This is a genomic window from Vibrio phycocola, from assembly GCF_054404255.1.
The window spans coordinates 121,232-144,696 of sequence record NZ_JBTAMQ010000002.1; the positions used below are offsets into that span (position 1 = coordinate 121,232).

General features: G+C 41.9%; 18 protein-coding genes. 6 read left to right on the top strand and 12 right to left on the bottom strand.

The window, feature by feature from the left end; translation table 11 throughout:
• Positions 1 to 32: 32 nt before the first annotated feature.
• The 6 genes from ACXJY6_RS04165 to dgcN all read right to left on the bottom strand — a co-directional run bounded on the left by ACXJY6_RS04165 (position 33) and on the right by dgcN (position 8,952).
• Positions 33 to 1,475 carry an efflux transporter outer membrane subunit gene (locus ACXJY6_RS04165; protein ID WP_458767492.1) on the bottom strand — a complete coding sequence of 481 codons (1,443 nt, stop codon included), beginning with the start codon at positions 1,473 to 1,475 and terminating at the stop codon, positions 33 to 35.
• Positions 1,465 to 4,617, bottom strand: coding sequence for an efflux RND transporter permease subunit (locus ACXJY6_RS04170; RefSeq protein ID WP_458767493.1), 3,153 nt, complete (start codon positions 4,615 to 4,617; stop codon positions 1,465 to 1,467). The genes ACXJY6_RS04165 and ACXJY6_RS04170 overlap by 11 nt, the downstream gene beginning before the upstream one ends.
• A gap of 11 nt (positions 4,618 to 4,628) precedes the next feature.
• Positions 4,629 to 5,774 (bottom strand): efflux RND transporter periplasmic adaptor subunit, encoded by a 1,146-nt coding sequence (locus tag ACXJY6_RS04175; RefSeq protein ID WP_456051864.1) that lies wholly within the window; start codon positions 5,772 to 5,774, stop codon positions 4,629 to 4,631.
• 330 nt (positions 5,775 to 6,104) lie between these two features.
• The gene (locus tag ACXJY6_RS04180; protein WP_456051863.1) at positions 6,105 to 6,962 is read right to left on the bottom strand and encodes a D-amino-acid transaminase; all 858 of its coding nucleotides are present in this window, start codon (positions 6,960 to 6,962) and stop codon (positions 6,105 to 6,107) included.
• Between the two features lie 11 nt (positions 6,963 to 6,973).
• On the bottom strand, positions 6,974 to 7,948 hold the full coding sequence (gene dgcA / locus ACXJY6_RS04185; protein ID WP_458767494.1) for an N-acetyl-D-Glu racemase DgcA: 975 nt from the start codon (positions 7,946 to 7,948) through the stop codon (positions 6,974 to 6,976).
• The gene (gene dgcN, locus ACXJY6_RS04190; protein ID WP_456051861.1) at positions 7,948 to 8,952 is read right to left on the bottom strand and encodes an N-acetyltransferase DgcN; all 1,005 of its coding nucleotides are present in this window, start codon (positions 8,950 to 8,952) and stop codon (positions 7,948 to 7,950) included. The genes dgcA and dgcN overlap by 1 nt, the downstream gene beginning before the upstream one ends.
• A gap of 840 nt (positions 8,953 to 9,792) precedes the next feature.
• Here dgcN and alr point away from each other — a divergent pair.
• The gene (alr, locus tag ACXJY6_RS04195; RefSeq protein WP_458767495.1) at positions 9,793 to 10,866 is read left to right on the top strand and encodes an alanine racemase; all 1,074 of its coding nucleotides are present in this window, start codon (positions 9,793 to 9,795) and stop codon (positions 10,864 to 10,866) included.
• On the opposite strand, the gene ACXJY6_RS04200 is transcribed toward alr, so the two are convergent.
• On the bottom strand, positions 10,863 to 12,239 hold the full coding sequence (locus tag ACXJY6_RS04200) for an aminotransferase-like domain-containing protein (RefSeq protein ID WP_458767496.1): 1,377 nt from the start codon (positions 12,237 to 12,239) through the stop codon (positions 10,863 to 10,865). The genes alr and ACXJY6_RS04200 overlap by 4 nt on opposite strands.
• A 217-nt stretch (positions 12,240 to 12,456) precedes the next feature.
• Here ACXJY6_RS04200 and ACXJY6_RS04205 point away from each other — a divergent pair, with 217 nt between their 5' ends.
• Entirely contained in the window at positions 12,457 to 13,581 is a 1,125-nt protein-coding gene (locus ACXJY6_RS04205) for a M14 family metallopeptidase (RefSeq protein WP_456051858.1), read from the top strand.
• Between the two features lie 211 nt (positions 13,582 to 13,792).
• Here the strand turns inward: ACXJY6_RS04205 and ACXJY6_RS04210 are convergent, their stop codons facing one another.
• On the bottom strand, positions 13,793 to 14,698 hold the full coding sequence (locus ACXJY6_RS04210) for a LysR substrate-binding domain-containing protein (protein ID WP_456051857.1): 906 nt from the start codon (positions 14,696 to 14,698) through the stop codon (positions 13,793 to 13,795).
• Between the two features lie 243 nt (positions 14,699 to 14,941).
• Between ACXJY6_RS04210 and focA the strand changes: the two genes are divergently transcribed.
• From focA to ahpF, 4 genes are all read left to right on the top strand, one after another.
• Entirely contained in the window at positions 14,942 to 16,387 is a 1,446-nt protein-coding gene (gene focA, locus ACXJY6_RS04215) for a formate transporter FocA (protein WP_456051856.1), read from the top strand.
• A 214-nt stretch (positions 16,388 to 16,601) separates the two neighbouring features.
• Positions 16,602 to 16,931: a DUF2750 domain-containing protein gene (locus ACXJY6_RS04220; protein ID WP_458767699.1), complete on the top strand. Its 330-nt coding sequence runs from the start codon at positions 16,602 to 16,604 to the stop codon at positions 16,929 to 16,931.
• Positions 16,932 to 17,145: 214 nt separating this feature from the next.
• The gene (ahpC, locus tag ACXJY6_RS04225) at positions 17,146 to 17,703 is read left to right on the top strand and encodes an alkyl hydroperoxide reductase subunit C (RefSeq protein WP_456051855.1); all 558 of its coding nucleotides are present in this window, start codon (positions 17,146 to 17,148) and stop codon (positions 17,701 to 17,703) included.
• Positions 17,704 to 17,855: 152 nt separating this feature from the next.
• Positions 17,856 to 19,424, top strand: a complete 1,569-nt coding sequence (ahpF, locus tag ACXJY6_RS04230) for an alkyl hydroperoxide reductase subunit F (RefSeq protein ID WP_458767497.1) — start codon at positions 17,856 to 17,858, stop codon at positions 19,422 to 19,424.
• A gap of 98 nt (positions 19,425 to 19,522) precedes the next feature.
• On the opposite strand, the gene ACXJY6_RS04235 is transcribed toward ahpF, so the two are convergent.
• From ACXJY6_RS04235 to lapB, 4 genes are all read right to left on the bottom strand, one after another.
• Positions 19,523 to 20,374, bottom strand: a complete 852-nt coding sequence (locus ACXJY6_RS04235; RefSeq protein ID WP_458767498.1) for an NAD(+)--dinitrogen-reductase ADP-D-ribosyltransferase — start codon at positions 20,372 to 20,374, stop codon at positions 19,523 to 19,525.
• A 9-nt stretch (positions 20,375 to 20,383) separates the two neighbouring features.
• Positions 20,384 to 21,322 carry an ADP-ribosylglycohydrolase family protein gene (locus ACXJY6_RS04240; protein ID WP_458767499.1) on the bottom strand — a complete coding sequence of 313 codons (939 nt, stop codon included), beginning with the start codon at positions 21,320 to 21,322 and terminating at the stop codon, positions 20,384 to 20,386.
• A 239-nt stretch (positions 21,323 to 21,561) separates the two neighbouring features.
• Positions 21,562 to 22,257: an orotidine-5'-phosphate decarboxylase gene (pyrF, locus tag ACXJY6_RS04245; RefSeq protein ID WP_458767500.1), complete on the bottom strand. Its 696-nt coding sequence runs from the start codon at positions 22,255 to 22,257 to the stop codon at positions 21,562 to 21,564.
• 37 nt (positions 22,258 to 22,294) lie between these two features.
• Positions 22,295 to 23,461 carry a lipopolysaccharide assembly protein LapB gene (gene lapB / locus ACXJY6_RS04250; RefSeq protein ID WP_456051851.1) on the bottom strand — a complete coding sequence of 389 codons (1,167 nt, stop codon included), beginning with the start codon at positions 23,459 to 23,461 and terminating at the stop codon, positions 22,295 to 22,297.
• Positions 23,462 to 23,465 lie beyond the last annotated feature (4 nt).

Below are 23,465 nucleotides of genomic sequence, written 5' to 3' on the forward strand. Positions count from 1 at the left end.
TGAAACTGTGCATTTAACTGCAACCATTAGTCTTAATCAGCTTCAGTAATCGACTCTGAGACTAACTTCGGATTCACAGAATCAATATCGGCGGCTTGCCAACCACCCCCCATCGCTTTGTACAAACTAACCCGACTTGTTAACAAGTTTAAGTGTGCTGACAACTCACTTTCTCTTGCACTGAATAATGAACGTTGTGCATCGAGTAAGTCAATATAGCTGTCATTACCTTTTTCGTAACGCATCTTAGCTAATTCGTAATAGTCCATGTTTGCTTCTAAGTTCTTCTGCTGTGATTTCCACTGCGACAAGTAATAGTGCTGCCCAAGTACTGCATCTGAAACTTCTTTAAATGCCGTTTCAATCGTTTCCTGATAAGCGACCACACTCACCTGCTTCGCTATTTTAGCCGAATCAAGTGTTGCTTCGTTACTGCCCCAATTAAAAATTGGCAATGAAAGTGATGGTGCAAAAGTCCAGTAACCAGAATTACTTGAAAATAAGTTATCTAGAGAACTGCTCGCCGAACCAGCACTGGCAGTTAAGCTAATACTTGGAAAAAACGCCGCTCGCGCAACGCCAATATTTGCATTATCCGCTTTAAGTTGATGCTCCGCTGCCATAATATCAGGACGAGAAAGCAACAGTTCCGATGGTGCTCCCTCTTTTAAAGCAAACAACATTTTGCCATCATTCCTTGGTAACCGCTTAGTCTCAGGCATCGAGATTGGAACACCGACTAATTGGCGTAAGGTATTGAAATCAGTTGCAACTGCAAGCTGATAACCTGATACAGTTGCTTGTGCACCGTATACAGCTGTCTTTGATTGGGCTAATGTTAACGCATCACTATAACCAGCATCAAAACGCGTTTGTACCAATTTCAACGTCTCTTGATAAGTCGCTACTGTTTCTTGACTAATGGCAAGTAGCTCTTGGTTAGTGAGTAAAGAAACATAGTTTGACGCTATCTCGGCAACCAGTGATATCACTGCACTACGACGACTGTCTTCAGCAGACAAATAGGTTTCTAACGCCTGATTCGAATTGCTTTTCACCTTTCCAAACAGATCCAACTCATAGCTCGTTACACCCAAAGTTGCGAGGTAACTTGAACTGTAGCTATCACCGTTGCCTGTAACCGCATCTTGAGTAAACGTGCGACTTTGCGATGCACCGGCATTAATAGCCGGATACCGTTCTGCGTCTGTAATACGGTATTGAGCTCGCATTGAAGCAACATTTAACACGGTTTGACGTAAGTCTTTATTATTTACAAGCGCCAGTTCAACAAACTCCTGTAATGTTTCATCCGCCATAAATTGACGCCACTCAGGAAGAACCTCTTGATTCGAGACTTGCTCAACACCGACCCACCCGTCGGTTTCAGGAACCGCAGGTGTTTGATATTCTGGAGTTAAACTACATCCACCAAGTAGAGCTGCAATGACGATAGGTAAGATCTTATTCTGCATTAACTGTCTCCTCAGATGTCGCGTTAGCTTTGAGTGCATTAGGTTTTGCTTTAAACAATTTCATCACCAAAACAAAAAATACAGGAACAAAGAAAATTGAGAGAACCGTTGCGGAGAACATTCCCCCAACAACGCCCCAACCAATTGCATTTCGGCTAGCCGCGCCTGCTCCAGATGAAAGCGCCAATGGCAACACACCTAGGATAAAGGCAAATGACGTCATCATAATTGGACGTAAACGCATACGACACGCCATAACTGTTGCTTGAATTAACTCCATGCCTTCATCAAATTGAGCCTTAGCAAATTCTACAATCAAAATTGCATTCTTTGCCGACAAACCAATCGTTGTCAAAAGACCGACTTGGAAATAAATGTCATTTGATAATCCATTAAGAGTTGTCGCAACAATCGCGCCAAAAATCCCCAAAGGTACCGTCAAAATAACCGAGAATGGTACAATCCAGCTCTCGTACAGCGCTGCCAAACTCAGAAATACGATAAGTAATGAGAGTCCGTAAAGCAAAGTTGTCTGAGATGAAGTCTGACGTTCCTGGTAAGAAATGCCGCTCCATTCCAAGCCAAAGCCTGAAGGAAGTTTCGCCACAATCGCTTCCATCGCGTCCATCGCGTCACCAGAACTCTTTCCTGGTGCGGCTGAGCCTTGAATGTTCATCGCGGAAAAACCATTAAAGCGTGTCAAGCTAGGTGAACCATAACTCCAATATCCTTGAGCAAATGAATCAAACGGAACCATATCACCTGAATCGTTACGAACATGCCATAAGTTCAGGTCTTCCGGGTTCATTCGATACGGAGCATCACCCTGCACATATACCTTTTTAATTCGACCGTTATCATTAAAGTCGTTGACGTAGGAAGAACCCCAAGCAGTAGATAGTAAGCTGTTAATATCACTAACCGCTACGCCCATTGCCATTGCTTTTTCATGGTCAATTTGAATTTTAAATTGCGGAGAGTCCTCTAGGCCATTAGGTCGGACATTGGCCAGAGAAGAGTCCTGAGCCGCCATTCCAAGTACTTGGTTACGAGCGGCAACAAGAGCCTCATGACCATGACTTCCTTGGTCAACAAGATAAGCGTCAAATCCGCTGGCATTACCTAAACCTTGAATTGGTGGCAAGTTGAACGTAAAGATTTGTGCGTCTTTAATTTGTCCTAATCCTGGCCACGCTCGACCCACTACGGCATCAACTGATTGGAAAGGTGCGGGGCGTTCACTCCAGTCCTTAAATTTGACAAACGCCATCCCCATATTTTGACCACTACCACTGAAACTAAAGCCAGCAACACTAAACACTGATTCAATGTTGTCTTTCTCATTAGTTTGGTAATAATCTAAAACTTGGTCGAGAACCGCAAGTGTTCGTTCTTGCGTTGCACCCGTTGGCAATTGAACCATCGTCATCATTACGCCTTGGTCTTCATTTGGTACAAATGAAGATGGAAGACGTTGCCATAATACGACTAACCCGCCAACAATAAGTCCATAAACAATAAAATAACGAAATGTTTTACTAACCGTATTTCCAACGACATTTTGGTATTTATCGGTACCGCGATTGAACGCGTTGTTAAACCAAGCTAATGGTCCACGAGTCGGAGTATGTGAACCTTCGCTTAATGGTTTCAAAAATGCGGCACACATCGCAGGAGTCAACACCATCGCGACGATAACTGATAGCACCATTGACGACACAATCGTGACCGAAAACTGACGATAAATCGAACCTGCTGAGCCACCAAAAAATGCCATTGGTACAAATACCGCACTCAACACCAAAGCGATCCCGATCAATGCGCCTGTAATTTGTCCCATTGAGCGACGAGTTGCTTCTCTAGGTCCTAGCCCATCCTCAGCCATTACCCGCTCTACGTTTTCAACAACAACAATCGCATCATCTACCAACAACCCGATTGCAAGAACAAGACCAAACATCGTCAGTGTGTTGATTGAGTAACCAAATATAGACATGATGCCAAATGTGCCCAGTAGCACAACGGGTACTGCAATCGTTGGAATTAACGTTGCGCGGATATTTTGAAGGAACAAATACATAACACAGAAAACGAGTACAATCGCTTCAATCAGTGTTTGAACAACTTCTTCAATTGAAATTTGCACAAATGGCGTTGTATCGTATGGATAAACAACCTCTACAGAATCTGGGAAATAATCATCAAGATCGTCTAATTTAGCTCTTACCACTTCAGCAGTATCAAGTGCATTCGCGCCTGTGGCCAATGAAATCGCAAGCCCGGTTGAATACTGACCATTGTATTGCGCTACTGAGCCGTAGCTTTCACTACCAATCTCTACACGAGCAACGTCTTTAATGCGAATTTGTGAACCATCCGTATTCACTTTAAGAAGAATTTTTTCAAATTCTTCCGCTGTTGTTAAACGACTTTGAGCTGTGATCGTATAGTTAATTTGTTGACCAGTTACGATTGGTGTACCACCTATCTCACCTGACGACACTTGGCTATTTTGATTGGTAATTGCTGTCGTTACATCAGAAGGAGTGAGGTTAAACTTGTACAGTTTATTGGGATCTAACCAAATGCGCATAGCATGTTGTGCCCCAAATACCGTAACCGAACCTACACCTTGAAGACGACTTACCTGATCCTTAATATTGGACACCACATAATCGGCGAGCTCATGGTTATTAATTGAGTTATCGGTCGATACAAATCCAGCAACCAGCAAGAAACTGCTATTTGACTTACTAATTGTCACACCAGTATTCACCACTGAATCAGGTAAGTTACTGGAAATAGCATTGTATTTATTTTGTACTTGAACCTGAGCAATATCAGGATCAGTGCCGGTAGCAAAACTTAATGTTACCGAAAAGCTCCCTGAAGAATCACTGCTCGATGACATATACAATAAGTTATCGATACCATTCAAATTCTGCTCTATAACCTGAGTGACACTTTCTTCAATGGTTTGTGCTGAAGCACCTGTATAACTCCCCGCTATTTTTATCGACGGAGGAGATATTGACGGATATTGTTCGATTGGAAGGGTTTCAATTGCGAGCACCCCTCCCAACATGATGATGATTGCAATCACCCATGCAAAAATAGGGCGATCAATAAAAAAACGTGACATAAACTCGCTCCCTACTCGTTCGTTGTGACGGTAGGTTCAACAGAAGAGCCTACTTGTATTTTTTGCAAACCACTCACAACAACGGTATCACCATCTTGTAGACCTGAATTTACTAACCAGTCAGAGCCGACTATACGATCAACGACCACTGAGCGACTTTCAATCGTATTTTCTTGATTCACCACCATTACATAAGCATTACCTTGAGAATCACGACTTAAAGCTTTTTGAGGAACTAAAATAGCACCTTCACGTTTTTCAATCGGGAGGTCAGCTCGTACATACAGTCCAGGTAAATAAAGATGATTTGGGTTAGGCAGCAATGCTCTTAGGCCAACAGTCCCAGTAGATTCATCGACCGTCACATCAGCAAACTGTAAGCTCGCTTTTTCTTCTATTTCTGTGCCGTCATCAAGAGTAACTTTAATGCCACTGAACTCTTGATCTGTCCCTTTCGAGCTCATGCGAATTTTCATTACTTCGCTACTCGACTGAGCAAGATCGACAAACAAAGGATCTAACTGTTGGATCGTTGCAAGGTAGCTGGTTTGATTGGCAGTAACTAGCGCTCCTTCGGTCACAGTAGATTTTCCGATTCGACCAGAGATTGGTGCCTTGATTTTAGTGTAAGCCAAATTAATTTTTGCCGATGATACCGCCGCTTGTGCTGCCATCACATTCGCTTCAGCTGCACGATATGTTGCTCGTGCATCTTCATAATCTTGAGTACTAATTGCGCGACTTTTTACCAATTCAGCATAACGCTCTTCTTGTAACTTAGAGCTCTCTAATGTCGCTTGGGCTGAGGCTAAACTCGCCTTAGCGCTATCAAGCTCAACTTGATACGTTGCTGGGTCGATTTTGTATAAAACCTCTCCACTTTTAACCAAACTACCTTCGGTAAATAAACGTTCGATAATCAAACCATCAACCTGAGGGCGAACTTCCGCCGTGCGATAAGCACTGGTGCGACCTGGCAGCTTAGTGGTAATCTCTACTGATTCCGGTTTGAGTTGAACCACGTCTACAGCTGTCGCTCTTGGTGCTCCTCCACCGGGCATACCTTCTGGCCCTTCTGCGTTTGCATAACCTGTTAAAGCAACCATTAAACCTAATGCCAAGACCGATTTACGGGGCAAAGGGAAGGATTTAGACATTTGAATCTCTCCTAAAAAGTTTGGCTATACCGTTCTACAACCAATATAAAAAAGTGGGGTGAGAAAAAGCAATTGGACTATTCTATTTTCTAAATAGCCTTAAATAATACAACATACCTTCAGCGCCGCATTTTAGATAGCTTATGGTTAAAGATTGGTTAAAATCATAAAAAATCGTTAAAAAAAGTCACACCAATGCGCGCTACGACTTGAGCGATATGCGATCAGACACCGAATAGTATTATTACTATACTCTATTTTAGTTAATAAAAAACCCAACACTAAGGTTGGGTTTTTTTAAATAAGAGGTAGACAATTAATATCTAAACACTATTCAGCAAGTTCCCTTGCGGTTTTGATATATATCTCTCGCAGTTTCATTGCAATATCACCCGGCTGTCCTGTTCCTATTGTATTTCCATCAATAGAGACGACAGGCCAAACAAATGTCGTTGCAGAACTTACAAATGCTTCTTTCGCAGCATACGCTTCTTCAATAGTAAAAAAACGTTCTTCAATATCCAATTTCATTTCGACGGCGAGCTTCATTAATGAAGCACGAGTAATACCATGCAAAATGTCATTACTAAGTGGACGTGTAACTAACTTATCATCTTGAGTCACGATGTAGGCATTACTAGAACCACCTTCAGTCACAAAACCATCTTCGATCATCCATACATCATCCGCGCCAGCTTCATGGGCAGCATGCTTTGCTAAACATGCAGGCAATAAGCTAGTCGTTTTAATATCACGACGACGCCAGCGAATATCAGCTGTAGAAATAACCTTAATACCCTTCGTTGCAATTGGGCTGGTTACCAAATTACGTGACTGAGTAAATAAAACCAAAGTCGGCTTAATATCTTCACTGTATGTAAAGTCACGATCGCTTTCTGTACCACGAGTCAATTGAAGGTAAATACCTCCTTCATTGAGTTCATTTTTCGCAATCAGGTCGCGCTGAATCTGAGTTAAGTCATCTGCACTAAGATCGAACTTAATACCAAGTTCTTTGGCCGAACGTGCTAAACGCGCATAGTGACCAGGGTTATCAATTAGCTTACCCTCAAGTACGGCAGTAACTTCATAAACGGCATCTGCAAATAGAAAACCTCGGTCAAATATTGATATTTTCGCGTCAGTTTCTTTTACATATTCACCATTTAGATAAACAATACGTTCCATTTTTAATTCTCCTAGCCCCACAGCTTCGTGCTGAAAGGCAACATAGCATTTTGCTCAAATTCAAAACCATTGTCGATGTCTTTAGCAAGCAATAATGGACCATCAAGATCTACGACATCAACATTTTGTGCGACGACAAATGCCGGCGCCATGCTGAGTGAAGACGACAACATACAGCCGACCATTACTTTCAATCCAGCGTCTTCCGCTTCCGCTTTAAGTGCTAATGCTTCTGTTAGACCACCTGTCTTATCGGTCTTAATGTTGATCATATCGTAACGACCAATAACATGAGGCAAGCTTGAGCGATCGTGACAAGATTCATCGGCACAAATAGGAATTGGACGTTCAAGATGATCAAGAGCTTCATCTGCATCTGCATGGAATGGTTGCTCAATCATCGCTACCCCTAGCTTTTCGAGCTCGGGAATCAACGCTTTGTATATTTCAGGAGTCCAAGCTTCATTTGCATCGAGTACAATCGTTGCGTTAGGTGCTCCGCGACGAACGGCTTTAACTCGCTCTAAATCTTCTGGGCCACCTAACTTTAATTTCAAAAGAGGACGATGCGCATTTTCTATCGCTGCTTGTTCCATTTTTTCTGGTTTATCCAGTGACAGTGTATAAGCCGTCGTTAATTCACCCGGCTCTGTCTCTGTTGTTTCCCATATGGATTTTTTTGCGAGCTTGCACTCTAAATCCCACATTGCGCAATCAATAGCATTGCGAGCGGCTCCAGAAGGAAGCAATGGCTGCAATTGTTCTCGGTTGATACCAGTTTTAATCTCAGGCAGAACCCATTCTATTTGCTTTAATACGTTGTCTATTGACTCACCATATCGAGCATAGGGAACACATTCACCTCGACCAACAGCGCCATTGTGTTCAATCTCCACGATGATGGTTTCCACTGCAGTTTTACTCCCTCGAGAGATAGTAAAACTGCCACGGATTGGCCAACTTTTTGTGTAAAGATTAACGTTCATTACAGCTCCGCAATTTTATCTACAATACGAGCGATACCTTGACGGAATGGGTCAACAACTGGCAAACCAAGCTCAGCTTCAACTTTACTCATGTATTCAAGTGCTTCTTTTTCTTCTAGCCCAGACGTATTAACCGACACACCAACAAATTGAACATTTGGATTGGTTAAACTTGCCGTAGCAATGTTAGCGTCCATACACTTTTGCATATCTGGTAATGCGTAATCAGGAAGACCACGCATATGAGTGCGAGTTGGTTCATGACATAAAACTAATGCATCTGGCTGAGAACCGTGAATCAAACCTGTTGTTACACCGGCATATGAAGCATGGAACAATGAACCTTGTCCTTCAACGATGTCCCAGTGATCAGCTTCGGCTGCTGGTGTAATCGCTTCAATTGCACCAGCGATAAAATCAGCAACAACACAGTCAGCACTTACGCCTTCGCCAGTAATTAAGATACCGGTTTGACCCGTTGCACGGAAATCAGCATTAATACCACGCTCTTTAAGGCCTTTTTCGATTGCTAAAGATGTGTACATTTTACCAACTGAACAATCGGTACCGACAGTCAGTAGGCGCTTACCAGTACGTTTCTTACCGTTCGCGACTGGATAATCTTCTGTTGGATAACGAACATCAAAAAGCTGAGTACCTTTTGCTTCTGCTGCAGCAACAAGCTCAGGAATGTCAGCAAGTTTGTTATGCAAACCAGCCGCAATATCCATTCCTGCATCAATAGCTTTAAGAAGGACAGCAATCCATTCTTCAGAAATTAAACCACCTCGGTTAGCCACACCAATAACTAGGGTTTTAGCACCTGCTTCAATAGCTTGTTCGATGGTTAAGTCACTTAAACCAACATCGGCCTTACATTCTGGCAATCGAAATTGACCAATGCAAAACTCAGGACGCCATGTCTTAATACCTTGCGCTACTTTAGCAGCAAGGTTGTCAGGTGCATCGCCTAAAAATAATAGATATGGTTGTTTAAGTTCCATCTTGGTGTTCCTCTGCGCTATGACTAATTAATTTAGTAGTATTTAATGTTAACAATTCGCACAAGATACAGTGCAATATGCGTGACAACAAACATTTTATTTTACAAAAAATATGCATAAGTAGGTTAAATAACACCACTTAACCGACTTTTTAGTTCAAAAAACTGACTATTTATTCTGTTTCACTAGACATCTCAATTTCATTAAATTCTAATTTAATGAAATTTATCAGAATAATAGCTCAACCAAAAACCAAATCATCAGTTGATAATGTTAAACCTATCAGTTTATACGAGTTATCTAAACGTCCCTCACAACAAATAAAACAGCGTTTAATATCGATAACCCACCTTAATTTGATATTTTAATTTTTGTGATGAACTTCACAAAAACAAACCTAACAGACAATAGACAAGTTCGTTAGACCACACAGTTAGAATGCATAAATACCTACAAACGCCCAATAAAGGTGCAAATATGGTCACCAATAGTGCATAAATCAGCAAATAGAACTAGAAAGTCAATTAATTACACATAAGTAAACATTGATGCTCCCAATAATACATCAACTTAAACATTAGATATAAAATCTACAAAATACATAAATATCAAAATAATATAAAAAACTATATTTGATTTTTTAGAGTAAGCGATATTATGTAGTTAGTCTGGAGATATTAAGCAATATCTCTCCTTCGCAAAGTAGTTCGCGCTGGTCTACAAATTGCTTATCATGCGAGAATTTTAACGATATCATTCCTCCAATAGAACACGGCCCGTTAGCCTGCTCCTCGTATTTATTCAGGCATATTTCAAATATTTAGATTATCAGGACACATTATGATTACTGCTGAAGCGGTTATTAACTTACAAGCACTTAGTGACAACTACGATTTACTAAAAAGTAAATCTAATAACAGATCTGTGGTGGCGGTGATTAAAGGTGATGCATATGGTCATGATGCGGTCAAGACGGCAAAAGCCCTACCGCAAGCCGATATGTTTGCAGTATCTCGTATAGAAGAAGCTATCGAATTACGTAACAGTGGTATTACTCAATCAATTCTATTACTTGAAGGATGTTTCTGCGTAGAAGATTTAGAACTTGCCGCTCAACTTGAATTTCACACAACCATTCACTGTAGTGAGCAACTTACCCACTTACAAACGGCCATCATCGAACAGCCAATTACAGTATGGTTGAAGTTAGATACTGGCATGCATCGCCTCGGTGTTAAGCCTTGTGAATTGCCTGATTATGTCAACAGAATCGAAGCAACAGGTAAACTAGATGGTCCTGTTGGATTTATAAGTCACTTCTCTTGCGCCGATGATTTAAAGTCAGACACAACCGCGAACCAAATAGCACAATTTTTAGACCAAACATCCCATTATCCTGGCCCTAAAACGATCGCAAATTCTGCTGGTATATTGTATTGGCCTGATGCCCAATTGGATTACATGCGTGGTGGTATTGCACTATATGGTATCTGTCCAAACCAAGATGAAATTGGTTCGGATCATGGCCTAAAGCCCGTCATGACACTGCAATCAAAACTAATAGCTATTCGACAACACAACGCTGATCAACCTGTAGGGTATGGAGAAAATTGGGTCTCTTCACGCGATACATACATTGGCGTTATCGCCATGGGATATGGAGATGGCTATCCGCGCGTCCTACCAAACGAAACTCCGGTATATGTTAATGGTCGCCTTGTTCCGATCGTAGGGAATGTATCAATGGATATGATTACCGTTGACCTAGGGCCTGATATGCAAGATAAAGTTGGAGACTCCGTTGAGTTTTGGGGTGACAACTTACCTATAGAGCACATCGCAAATCATATTGGCACGATTAGTTATGAGCTCATGATTAAGTTGACTAAGCGAGTGTCCAAACGATTTATTTAGAATACTTTGCTCGTTTTAGTATAAGCGTAAATTTTATAGTAGAAACTACGCTCATCCGTTTGTTGTTCAAGCAGGACCGATAATTTGACTAAGCCTTGTTCAAACTTTTCGTCCTCATCGATTGCCATGAGCGACAAACGGATGTGATGACTGGCAAAGTTAGGGCTATCAAAGTAACGTCCACTACTAACTATGATACCTACATTCCTCGCCTGTGTAACAAACTCTTCTACTTCAACTCGCGAATCAATCGGTAACCAAATGTGGTATCCATCGCCAAACATTTCCATTTTCAATATCTTTGATGCGACTTCTTGACGCTGTTTCGCTATCCTTTTCTGATTTCTTAAAAGTTTGACTATTTCGTTACTGGATATCGCTTGTGCAGCAACTTCATGCATCAACGGTGAACTTAGCCAAATTGTCGCACGAACTTTTGCCTCAAATCTTGCCACCAATTCTTGAGGAGCATACAACAACCCACTGCGCAATGCGGGGCTGAGTAGCTTCGACATACTAGAAATATAGATGCTTCTATCTGGAATGTAGCTCGAAATAGCAGGTATAGTGACAGAGTTTAAGAAAGCATAAATATCATCTTCAACTAACCATAAATGATTTTGCTCGATAACTTCTGCAACCTCTTTTCGCCGCGAAGTTGGCATGGTAATTCCAGTTGGATTTTGATACGAAGGTACGACTATCACCAACTTTGGCTCGTGACGATCAATCACATATTGCAAATGATCTGGGCACATGCCACTTGGATCCATTTCTACACCATATACTTGTCGACCTAATTGTTCGCAAATAGCGAAAATTCCCGGGTAACTTTGTTGTTCAACCAATACGGTATCACCAGGTTCAGATAACATCTCGATGGCGAGAGCTAAACCATGCTGAGCGCCATTGGTCAAAACTATCTGTTTAGAATCGGCATGCAATAATCCCATTTGATTTAACCAATCTGAAAATATCGATTTGTGGCGCGGTAAACCTGAATGTTCGACGTACCCAACCAAGGTTTGAGAAATATTCTTTTGAAGATCACTAAAAAGACGGCTTAAGACCGATAGGTTAGCCTCAAGACAAGGTTGAAGAATGGAAAAATTATACTCTTGATACTCGCTTTTTGGAGTAATGACCTTTTCCAGAGGTGACTCACCTAATACAAAACTGCCTTTGCCGACATGCGAACTAATCCGTCCTTGTTGCGCTAAATAACGATAAGCTTTGGCGACTGTCACCGGGGTTGTATTGAGTTGCTTAGCAAGTACTCTATGTGGTGGCAGCTTGTCGCCAACCCGATAAAATGATTGATCTATACGCTTAGCGATCAAGTTGGCAATTTGTCTATATTTAGTCACACTCATTATTAATTACTCACCACATAAAGGTTCGCAAACAAGACTAAGAATGAATAGGTAACTTGTCAATTAACGAAACTCAGGGTTAACAAGAGAAATGAGCAAACTTATCCTACTAAATGGTGATAATTAGGAAGGAATTTGGATATCAATTTACTAAATCTTCCCTATCATTATATTAATTGGTATTTTACCTATCATTTCCAAATATTATATGGCCAATATGAAGATATACAGTAATTTTGAATCAGGAAGCATTGAAGTAGTAGAAGCATTAAACCACCATGATATTCAATTGTCCCTGCGAGCTGATAATCAATCAGATATCGCTCAGTGGTTCCATTTTCGTCTCGAATCAACACCATTATTAGAGCACTCTTTTCAGCTAATCAACCTCGAAAAATCAGCTTACCCTGAGGGGTGGGACGGTTACAACGTAGTTGTCTCGTATGATCGCGAGCATTGGTTTCGCATTCCTTCAAAGTTTGATGGCAACAGTTTACGTTTTAATTTTACGCCAGAACACAAATCGGTTTATTTCGCCTATTTTGCACCTTACAGTTACGACCGCCATCTCGATCTCATCCACCAAGCTCAATTGCATCCTAATTGCCTTTTAGACACGTTGGGGCAAACCATTGATGGCCGAGATATTAGCCTTTTGACCATTGGGGAACCAAATAATGATAAAAAGAAAATTTGGGTCACCGCACGCCAACATCCCGGTGAAACCATGGCAGAGTGGTTTGTTGAAGGTTTGCTTAGAAGGCTTCTTGATACCACCGACACTGTAGCACGATCATTACTCGACCAAGCAGTCTTCTATATCGTTCCAAACATGAATCCAGATGGAAGTGCTCGCGGACACCTTCGCACCAATGCCATTGGCGTTAATTTAAATCGAGAATGGCAAACTCCTTCTGTAGAGCAAAGCCCTGAAGTCTATTATGTACGCGAAGAAATGCTGAATGCTGGGGTTGATATGTTTCTAGATATTCACGGTGATGAAGCCATTCCATACAATTTTGTCGCAGGTTCTGAGGGTGTACCCAGTTACAACGATAAAATAGCCGATCTTGAATCATTATTTAAACAAGCACTGTTAACCATAACACCGGAGTTTCAGGTGGAAGAAGGCTATCCTGAAAACGAACCCGGTACTGCAAACCTGACCGTTGGTTCAAAATGGGTAGCTGAACAATTTAAATGCCTTTCGTACACTATTGAAATGCCTTTCAAAGACAACGACGCACACCCAGATAAGCTATACGGTTGGTCGCCAGAGCGGAGTGTGGCATTTGGGCAAGATGTTCTTGCGGCAATTCCAGCAGTTGTCGCCAAGCTTTAATGAGTCATATCAACGGCCAGAATTATTAAGATTAATAAAGCTCTACTGCAACGTAGAGCCTTATATTGAGCTGCGGATAAAATGGTTATCCGTAATTAAGACTATCGAGAAGTGAAAGATTCAACGACATGATATTATTTTCAAAATCTCCCCATCATAAATTATCCTGATATCCAGCATCAAAGAAACATCACAGTAAAAATTCGCTTAATTATAATACCGTAGGACGCCCTTTCATCATTCGTTTCGCTTCTCGGCGAATACAATCTATCAGTGGATTTTCAATCATATCGGCACGCCAGATAAACGATAAAGTTCGTTCCATATAGAGATCTGGTACATTAAGCCCAGCAAGTTGACCTGATTTCAGAAATCGTTCGACATCTAGATAGGGTAAACACGTTAAATATGGTCCGCTTTCGACCATAGCTCGCAGTACAGGCACATGTTCATATTCACGCCATAAATCAAGATTCGGGATAAGATGGTGAATGGCACTATTGAAGATATTTCGGGTTCCTGAACCTGGCTCACGTAGGACCCACTTAGCTTCTTCTAACTGCGCTAAGCTTACTTTTTCTGCCTTAGCAAACGGATGATGAGAAGAAGAAACGATCACAAGGTGATCTCGACACCACACATCTTGAGTAATACGACTGTCGTCGCATCGCCCTTCTATAATTCCAAGATCGTATTGATAGTCCAATAAGCCATTTATGACCGCTTTTGTACTTTCAACTTTCAATTTGACACGCATTTCAGGGAAATCATTATCAAGAATACTGATAAGCTCTGGCACCAAATGTTCAGCCGGGGTTTGACTTGAGCACACGCGAATATTACCGCTAATCAAATGTTGATCATAAAACCCCATTTGAATTTTTTGTGCATCTTGGATTAGACGCTTTGCTTTCGGTCTTAACCACATTCCCCAATGAGTCAATGCCATCTGTTTACCTTGACGTTCAAATAAAGGACGCCCAAGCATTTTTTCTAACTGTGCTAGCGACATGCTTGTTGCCGATTGAGTCAGAGCAAGATTTTCCGACGCTTTGCTGACACTTCCTGTATCAGCTATTGCATCAAATACCGCTAATTGTTTTAGAGAATACCGCACACCCACTCCCATAAAATATAACACCAAGAAACCTGCATAGATTCCTCTGCCCAACGGCAATAAAACGCCATTTTACGCATTAATTTTTCGATATCAAACGAATTGATATGAAAGTGAAGAAATATCAATTTTACCACTCATCATTTTAGGTTCAGGATTAATACGCAAACAAGGAAATGCCTTTGTTTGATATCCGAAATGACGTTAGGAGGTTAATCATGAACATCACTACAGGGAGCTACTATGTCCGTTGCACACTCTGACAATACTAATTTTTTCTCACCATATGAAATGATGGCGGAAGCGGAAAAATACGCGTTTGGAAAAACGAAAAAAACAAGCTCAATGATCCTAGGATTGGCGATTTTAGCTGGAGCCTTTATTGGGCTTGCGTTTATTTTCTATATCACCGTTACCACAGGGAGTGCTGGTGCTGGATGGGGTCTAAGCCGATTAGCCGGTGGACTTGCATTTAGTCTCGGGTTAATCCTTGTCGTGATTTGTGGTGGTGAACTCTTTACCAGCTCTGTACTTTCAAGTATTGCGTGGGCCAATAAACAGATTTCATTTTTCAATATGTTGAAACTCTGGAGTAAGGTTTACATTGGTAATCTAATTGGCGCACTACTGCTATTAGCCTTGGTTACAGCTGGAGGGTTGTATCAACTCGACGCTGGACAATGGGGCCTAAACGCTCTCAATATTGCTCAGCACAAGCTTCATCACACCACATTACAAGCGTTTTCGTTGGGCGTACTTTGTAACCTTTTAGTGTGTCTCGCGATATGGCTAACCTTCAGCTCAGCGAACGCTATGACCAAAGCCGCAATGACAATCCTCCCCGTAGCGATGTTTGTCTCCACCGGTTTTGAACACTGCGTTGCCAATATGTTTATGGTACCACTAGGTATCGTTATTCAGACTTTCGCTCCTGAAAGCTTCTGGCAACAGGTCGGCGTTAGTGCCAGTCACTATGCCGACTTAAATATCCACCACTTTATCTTCAACAATTTAATTCCAGTGACGTTAGGCAATATCGTCGGCGGCGCCGTATTAGTCGGCCTTGCTAACTGGAGTATTTACAGTCGCCCACACCTAAAATCAACCGGATTAGCCACAATCACGACGACTGCTGAAATCACAAATATTAAGGAAATCACTATGTTTAGTTCAACTAGCGTTAAAGAAATTATGACAAACAACCCAGCAACCGTATCGGCCGATATGCCAGTGGCCTTAGCGGTAGACGTATTGCTCGATAATCAACTTACCGGAGCACCTGTTGTCAACGTAGAAGGACGTGTTGTCGGTTTTTTCTCTACTCACGATGTAATGGTTGAACTTTGGTGCCAAGATTACATACCGGCAGAAGATCAGAAAGTTGTCGACTTAATGTCTCGTGATGTTGTCGCGGTGGACATCAAAGAGCGACTCATTGATATTGCAGAATACTTATCTGTTGACAGAGAGCAACTGTATCCGACCACATCAGTAGGCATTGCCACTAGCTTCTCATCACTATCTGTCGAAGAACGTGCAAAAACAAGCAAACTAAATCGCCCTTATGTTATGCCGGTAATGGAAGATGGTCACTTAGTTGGAACCATCACTCGCCAGCAGGTATTCCAAGCGCTTCGCCCAATTTTTGGTGAACGATTAGTCGAATCTACCGCTCTTCAGTCTGCATAAAAAAACACCCCTCTTATCTTTATGGTAAGAGGGGATTTTGTCGTGGCTTAGTTAACTCATTAGCCTTTAAGCTTCCCCTTCTCTATCAACTATCCACATTTAGTGTTTTCTGTTCAATCAATCGTTATACTGCTGGCTGATACTAAGATAAGGCCGAGCTATGTCTAACCCTGAAAATGATTTGGTGCATGTCGCCAAAGACCCCACTGAACGCATGAACCTCTTTTTTAAAAATATCGCAAACACATCGAAAATTTGGTTATTAATTGATGAACATGGCAGTGTACTTTTAAGTGCCGACGATGACGATTGTGTGCCAGTTTGGCCAAGCAAAGCCAACGCCCAACAATGGGCTATCGATGATTGGGAAGGGTTTACACCTGAGCCGATTTCAACCGCAAAGTGGAAAAGTCGCTGGACCATGGGGTTAGAAGATGACGATTTGTCTATTATCGTTTTTCCAGATAACAATGGCGAGGGCATTGTTTTATTCCCAGAAGAATTCGAATTTGAGTTAGTTAAACGGGAAACCAAGCGCCGCTAATAAATAACTTATACTCGTAACCTTTCCCAATCGTTACGAGTTATCGTTTTCTTTCATCTAGCTAACCCACTCCAACAACCTCCAACAAGATTAAAATAGGTATTCCCTATCAATGGTATAGATACAAGCAATTTTATTTTATCTGCTCTGAGTGCGAATATTAATCCCGTAGACGAGATAACTCGTAACCCATAACTCAGAAAGGATAGACATTATGATTAACACTCAAATCAAACCATTCAGCGCAACAGCATTCAAACAAGGCGAATTTGTTGAAGTTACAGAACAAGACGTATTAGGCAAATGGGCTATCTTCTTCTTCTACCCAGCGGACTTTACTTTCGTATGTCCAACTGAACTTGGTGACCTTGCTGATCATTATGCAGAGCTTCAAGAGCGTGGCGTAGAAGTTTACTCAGTATCAACTGACACCCATTTCACTCACAAAGCATGGCACGATACGTCTGACACTATCGGCAAAATCAACTACTACATGCTAGGTGACCAAACAGGCAACATCACGAACAATTTCGGCGTCATGCGTGAAGGTCAAGGTCTTGCAGACCGCGCAACGTTCCTAATCGACCCTGAAGGTGTTATCCAAGCAATGGAAATCACAGCTGAAGGTATTGGCCGTGAAGCAGAAGACCTAATGCGTAAAGTAAAAGCGGCTCAATATGTTGCAGCTCACCCGGGTGAAGTATGTCCTGCGAAATGGAAAGAAGGTGAAGAAACACTTGCACCATCGCTAGACCTTGTTGGAAAAATCTAATTCCAGTTTATTGAAACACATTCAATAAACAGAGCATAGAAATCAATTTGAGAGCATTCCGGGTATACCGACGACCAACATATCTGGTTTGCTCTCCCTTTTTGTTATCTAGAGTGACCACTCTACGAAAGAATATATAGGTGTACTTCATTATGTTAGACCAAGCCATTAAACAACAATTACAACAATATCTAACTAATCTGAAACATGAAGTCAGATTAGTGGTCAGCCTAGATGATTCAAAAGCATCTAGTGATATTAACGAGCTTGCAAATGAAATCGCGGAGCTAAGCGACTTAGTTAGTGTTGTTCGTGATGACAATGCAAGTGATCGTAAACCTGTGATGACAATTTCTAACCCAGAAAAAGAGACTCAGCTACGTTTTGCTGGCCTACCTATGGGACATGAGTTTACATCGTTAGTATTAGCGTTACTTCATTCTGGCGGACATCCAATCAAAGAAGAGCCAGAAACAATAGAGCAAATTGCCCAGCTAGGCAAAAAACTGGATGTCGAAATATACATTTCATTGTCTTGTCAAAACTGTCCAGATGTTGTGCAAGCATTTAACACTATGGCCGCGATTAACCCAGATGTTCGCGTGACCATGATCGATGGTGCATTGTTCCAAGATGAAGTAAAACAGCGCGAGATAATGGCGGTTCCAAGTGTATTTGTTAATGGTGAGCTGTTTGGCCAAGGGCGTATGTCACTCACCGAGATATTACATAAAGTCGATGACAGCGCAGCCGAAAAAGCAGCTGCTACAATAAACGAAAAAGAGTCATTTGATGTACTCGTCGTCGGTGGTGGACCCGCTGGAAGTGCTGCTGCAGTTTATGCCGCTCGTAAAGGTATTCGCACTGGCGTGGTTGCAAAACGATTCGGTGGACAAGTTATGGACACCATGGCAATTGAAAACTTTGTTTCGGTTAAGCGCACAGAAGGACCAAAACTAGCCGCTGACATGACTGAACACCTAAAAGAATATGGTGTCGATATGGTTGGTGACCAGCAAGTCGCAAAAGTTATGGGTGCAGAACACACTAATGATGGCTTGATTCACGTCAGCCTAGAAAGCGGTGCTGTTCTAAAAAGTAAGAGCGTCATTCTTACACCTGGTGCACGTTGGAGAGAGATGAACGTACCCGGAGAGCAGGAATATCGTAATAAAGGGGTTGCATACTGCCCACATTGTGATGGACCTCTGTTCAAAGGCAAGAAAACCGCGGTTATTGGTGGCGGGAACTCCGGTATCGAAGCAGCAATTGACTTAGCTGGAATTGTTGAACACGTAACGGTATTGGAATTTGCCGACACTCTACGAGCTGACCAAGTGTTAATTAACAAAGCAAACTCGTTGCCTAATGTCGACATTATTACTATGGCGCAAACGACAGAAGTTGTTGGTGATGGAAAGCGAGTGACTAGCTTAAAGTATAAAGATCGCAATACCGACGAAATCAAAGAAGTTGAACTATCAGGAATCTTTGTTCAAATCGGTCTTGTTCCAAATACAGAATGGCTCAAAGATTCAGAAGTTACACTATCACCACGTGGTGAAATTGAGGTCGGGTCACACGGTGATACAAGTTTAGCGGGTGTGTTTGCTGCCGGAGACGCAACAACCGTTCCTTACAAACAAATCATCATTGCAATGGGAGAAGGCGCAAAAGCAAGCCTAGGAGCATTTGACTACTTGATTCGTCAAGAGGGTTAAACTTCTCATAAATATAACCTAAATGTGCTGCGTTAATTATCTAGAGTCGATTAGCGCAGCTCATTATTTTTAATACTTTCTATCGCTTTTATTCATACTTAAATCTTCAGCCTTTCCACAACATAGAGCCCGCCCAGCACCATAAATTCCTGCTCGCCTTCTAAACTCTTCGGCAATAGGGATTCAAAACAAGCTATTTTGGATAAAGGAACCTCCACCTGATAAATCTTAGAGCCAAAACGAAGTGCCGACTCGACGTCTAATGAGAATGAGCTAAGGTTATTGAATAAAATAATATCTTTCCCATTAATACAGTAGTTCGGTAATTCATAGCTCCCTCGATATAAGGTGATATGTTCACAGTTAGGGTAACGCAATCTAAGCTCTTGTTGGCAAAAGCAGTAAAGTAGATCCAATTGATCGTAGAGTGTATTTGTATTGTAAATTGCTTTAGTGCATTGGTTACGATAACGCATATATTCAGAACTATCTGGATCCGGTAACGCTTGTTGATGAAAGCAAGTTACCAACCCAAAGCGAGATTCAACCCAACTCCGCCATGCAGCACCTTGTTCGTTGTCAGAATCAAATAACCATCCCAGTAGCAAGCGGCGATAATTTACCTTTGGTCGAGGTGGTGGGTCATCACGTAGTTCATCACTTTGATAGCGCTCTTTAGACAAATTAAATCGATGAGTCATAAATTGTTTAAAATTATGAGCTCGAACTTCTGCCTCAGGAACATCGGCCAAAGATGCGAAAAACTTTGAATACCACGCACTAATACCATCTATTTCAATAGGAATAGGATACCGTTGATACACGAGACTGGCGAGCAACAACGATGGTACATTGCAGTGATTTAACGATGTAACAATTGACCGCAAGATGTCGGTTTCATTACGAGATAATAAGTACTCCGCAGAGACTGGAAAATCAGTATCTACCATACTAATAGCTCAATACTCTTGACGTGAATAGTGGAAGAGCGAAGCCGCAAGATCAACAATTTCATTATGCCAATACAATGCTTCTCGCCATTCTTGTTTAATACCGCTATATCCATAAAATGCTCCAGCGAGCTGCCCTGTAATCGCTGCTGTAGTATCAGCATCATCGCCCAAGTTAGCCGCAGCCAATACACACTCTTCATAAGAATTACCATGATAGAAGCACCATAGTGACGCTTCTAAGCTTCGGACCACATAACCACTACCAACTAAGTCCAGATAGGATTTGTCGAGGAATTTAGCACTGGTAAATTGAGCGATTTCATCAGTCTTTGGTTGGAAACGACCACTGTAGATCGACGTTTTATCTCCACCCGAAATTAGCGCGGCAATTAATTCCGCTAGATAACAGCACGCATCAATGCATAATGGAGAGGCATGAGTAGTTCGTGAACTCTCTCCACCATAAAAAATAACGCTTTCTACGTCATACTGATAAAATATTGGCACAGGTGCGAGCCGCATTATCGAACCATTACCAGAACTCATTTTCATCTCTGAGCCCGAATATGGCTCGCCACTTTGTTTAAATCGCGCCAAAGCTGATGACACTGTTACCCCAATATCAAAGCAACTTCCGGTGCTACTCATATAGCCTGCATCCATCCAGTTACAATACCGTGTCATTTGATCAAGAGCATCGAAAGATTCACATTTAATTAAGCTGTAGCCTAGACAAAGTGCCATAGAGGTGTCGTCGGTCCAATATCCCTTTTTAAGACGGAAATGCCCTCCTCCAACCATATCGGTGAGAGGAGAAAACGAACCACGTGGAAGAAACTCTAAAGTAGTTCCCACCGCGTCTCCCACGGCAAGCCCAACAAGTGCGCCTTGTGAACGATCTAAGCGTTGCCTATCTTGGAGGTTTCGTGATGATGAACTCGACATCAAAAACGCCTTTTTATCTGTATTAAAATCAATTATCTACTAATACGTTATACCGTTGCATGAGAATTGTACTGCGCTGAATCAAAATACAATTGCACTACCCAATTAATTAGCCGCTGCAAAAGTTGATCGTTATTTAGATATGAATAAAAAAGGTGATGGGAAGTGATTTATAACAATAGCTGATACTAGAACGATAAAAGAGCTAACAAGTAGCTCTTTTATGCTTATTATACGATCTATGCGAGCGATAAGTTAATTGATTCTAAAACGGAGGCTGGAACTTCTGCTTGGGTTATTGGGCGGCCAATGACTAAATAGTCTGAACCCGCTTCGATAGCTTGAGTTGGAGTCATAATGCGACGTTGGTCTCCCGCCACACTGCCTACAGGCCGAATTCCCGGCGTCACCAACTTAAACTCTTCCCCCAACGCTGATTTCAACAGCGCAGACTCCTGTGCAGAACATACAACACCATCTAACCCTGCATTTTTTGTCAACGTAGCCAAACGCATGACTTGTTGGTCCGGTAACACATCGACGCCAACACCGGCTAAATCAGTTTGTTCCATACTGGTTAAAACTGTCACACCAATAAGCAATGGGCGTTGCGCCCCATACGGCTCAAGAATTTCTCGTGCTGCACTCATCATTCGCTCACCACCACTGGCATGCACATTGACCATCCACACGCCCAATTCAGCAGCAGCTCGAACCGCCTTAGAACACGTATTTGGGATATCGTGAAATTTTAAATCTAAAAATACAGAAAAACCACGCTGATGCAGTTGGCGAACAAAGTCAGGTCCAAATAGTGTAAACATTTCTTTGCCCACTTTTAGACGACAACTCGCTGGATCGATTTTATCAACAAAAGCGAGCGCATCTGCTTGCTGTTCATAGTCCAACGCGACGATTACTTTTGGATCGTTCATTACTGCTCCTAAACACACTTCTTATTTCAGATTAAAATTACTCGCCATCAAGCCCGCGAATTGGCTTTATTGCTCCCCACTCCTTGCAAGAAGGACATTGCCAATATAATCGATGGGGAGAAAACCCACATTTCTGACAGCGATAATGAGGCTTAACATTTAAATGTTCACCTACCATACCTTGAAGCGCTGAAAGACTATGCTTTGCGCGCCCTTCTTCAGCATCGGTAATATGGTATCCAATTAAATTGTAGAAACCTTTCATCGTCGGGTTCTTTTCAATTTGTTTTGTAAGCAAATCGATTGCTGCCGTACTTCCTTCATATCGCTCAATCAATGTTGCTAGCATGAGTTCGCTCGACGCTCCAGCATTTTTGTCCATACTGCGTCTTAAGAACTCGACAAGTGCTGCTTCGTTACCTAGCTGAGAATAGCATTCAGACAATATAGGTAGGACTTCTCCAACAAAATCGACATCTTGTTCTAAAACAGACTCAAGATGGGTAACCGCTTTGCCATATTCATTCTGCTCAACATACAGTTTTCCAAGTTCAATCGAGGCGCGAACACACTCTGGATATTCATTCAGCGCCTTCTTATAGAAGTTAACCACTTTACTCGACACGCCATTGAAACGCTCTTCTGCGGCTAACTCACAATAAAAATGAGCAATATCCGCTTTAATCCGATTTCGACCGAGTTTTACCAAACGATTGCCACATTCAATGGCTTTGTACCACTCTTTTGTTTGTTGGTATATCAAGGTTAGCTGCTTAAGAGCCATCGAGGTGTGGTCTGGTTCATCTACCAGTTGCTCAAATATTTTTTCCGCTCGATCAAGAAACCCAGTCACCATGTAGTCTTTCGCTAACTGCTGTAACGCAAGGTTTTTTTGATCAACAGTTAGACCAGAACGTGAGATTAGACTCTGGTGGATTCGAATTGCACGATCAACTTCTCCTCTAGTGCGGAATAAATTGCCTAGAGCTAAGTGAGTATCAATTGTGTCGTCAACTTGCAATAACTCGATAAAGTGATCAACCGCTTGGTCAGACTGATCAGAGAGGAGCATATTTAATCCCGTCACATATTGACGGGAAATCTGAAGGGACTGTTTTTGTTTGTCTTGTTGAGCACTTCTGTAACCCATATACCAACCGTAAACGGCGGCAATGGGTAACAACAAGAAGAGGATCTCTAACATTGTG

What these genes read in the sequence shown, in the direction of transcription:
- alr (WP_458767495.1), top strand. Translation starts at nt 9,793, where the DNA reads ATGATTACTGCTGAAGCGGTTATTAACTTACAAGCACTTAGTGACAAC.
- dgcA (WP_458767494.1), bottom strand. Translation starts at nt 7,948, where the DNA reads ATGAACGTTAATCTTTACACAAAAAGTTGGCCAATCCGTGGCAGTTTT.
- ACXJY6_RS04235 (WP_458767498.1), bottom strand. Translation starts at nt 20,374, where the DNA reads ATGGTAGATACTGATTTTCCAGTCTCTGCGGAGTACTTATTATCTCGT.
- pyrF (WP_458767500.1), bottom strand. Translation starts at nt 22,257, where the DNA reads ATGAACGATCCAAAAGTAATCGTCGCGTTGGACTATGAACAGCAAGCA.
- focA (WP_456051856.1), top strand. Translation starts at nt 14,942, where the DNA reads ATGTCCGTTGCACACTCTGACAATACTAATTTTTTCTCACCATATGAA.
- ACXJY6_RS04180 (WP_456051863.1), bottom strand. Translation starts at nt 6,962, where the DNA reads ATGGAACGTATTGTTTATCTAAATGGTGAATATGTAAAAGAAACTGAC.
- dgcN (WP_456051861.1), bottom strand. Translation starts at nt 8,952, where the DNA reads ATGGAACTTAAACAACCATATCTATTATTTTTAGGCGATGCACCTGAC.
- ACXJY6_RS04170 (WP_458767493.1), bottom strand. Translation starts at nt 4,617, where the DNA reads ATGTCACGTTTTTTTATTGATCGCCCTATTTTTGCATGGGTGATTGCA.
- ACXJY6_RS04200 (WP_458767496.1), bottom strand. Translation starts at nt 12,239, where the DNA reads ATGAGTGTGACTAAATATAGACAAATTGCCAACTTGATCGCTAAGCGT.
- ACXJY6_RS04165 (WP_458767492.1), bottom strand. Translation starts at nt 1,475, where the DNA reads ATGCAGAATAAGATCTTACCTATCGTCATTGCAGCTCTACTTGGTGGA.
- ACXJY6_RS04175 (WP_456051864.1), bottom strand. Translation starts at nt 5,774, where the DNA reads ATGTCTAAATCCTTCCCTTTGCCCCGTAAATCGGTCTTGGCATTAGGT.
- ACXJY6_RS04240 (WP_458767499.1), bottom strand. Translation starts at nt 21,322, where the DNA reads ATGTCGAGTTCATCATCACGAAACCTCCAAGATAGGCAACGCTTAGAT.
- ACXJY6_RS04205 (WP_456051858.1), top strand. Translation starts at nt 12,457, where the DNA reads ATGAAGATATACAGTAATTTTGAATCAGGAAGCATTGAAGTAGTAGAA.
- ACXJY6_RS04220 (WP_458767699.1), top strand. Translation starts at nt 16,602, where the DNA reads ATGAACCTCTTTTTTAAAAATATCGCAAACACATCGAAAATTTGGTTA.
- lapB (WP_456051851.1), bottom strand. Translation starts at nt 23,461, where the DNA reads ATGTTAGAGATCCTCTTCTTGTTGTTACCCATTGCCGCCGTTTACGGT.
- ahpC (WP_456051855.1), top strand. Translation starts at nt 17,146, where the DNA reads ATGATTAACACTCAAATCAAACCATTCAGCGCAACAGCATTCAAACAA.
- ahpF (WP_458767497.1), top strand. Translation starts at nt 17,856, where the DNA reads ATGTTAGACCAAGCCATTAAACAACAATTACAACAATATCTAACTAAT.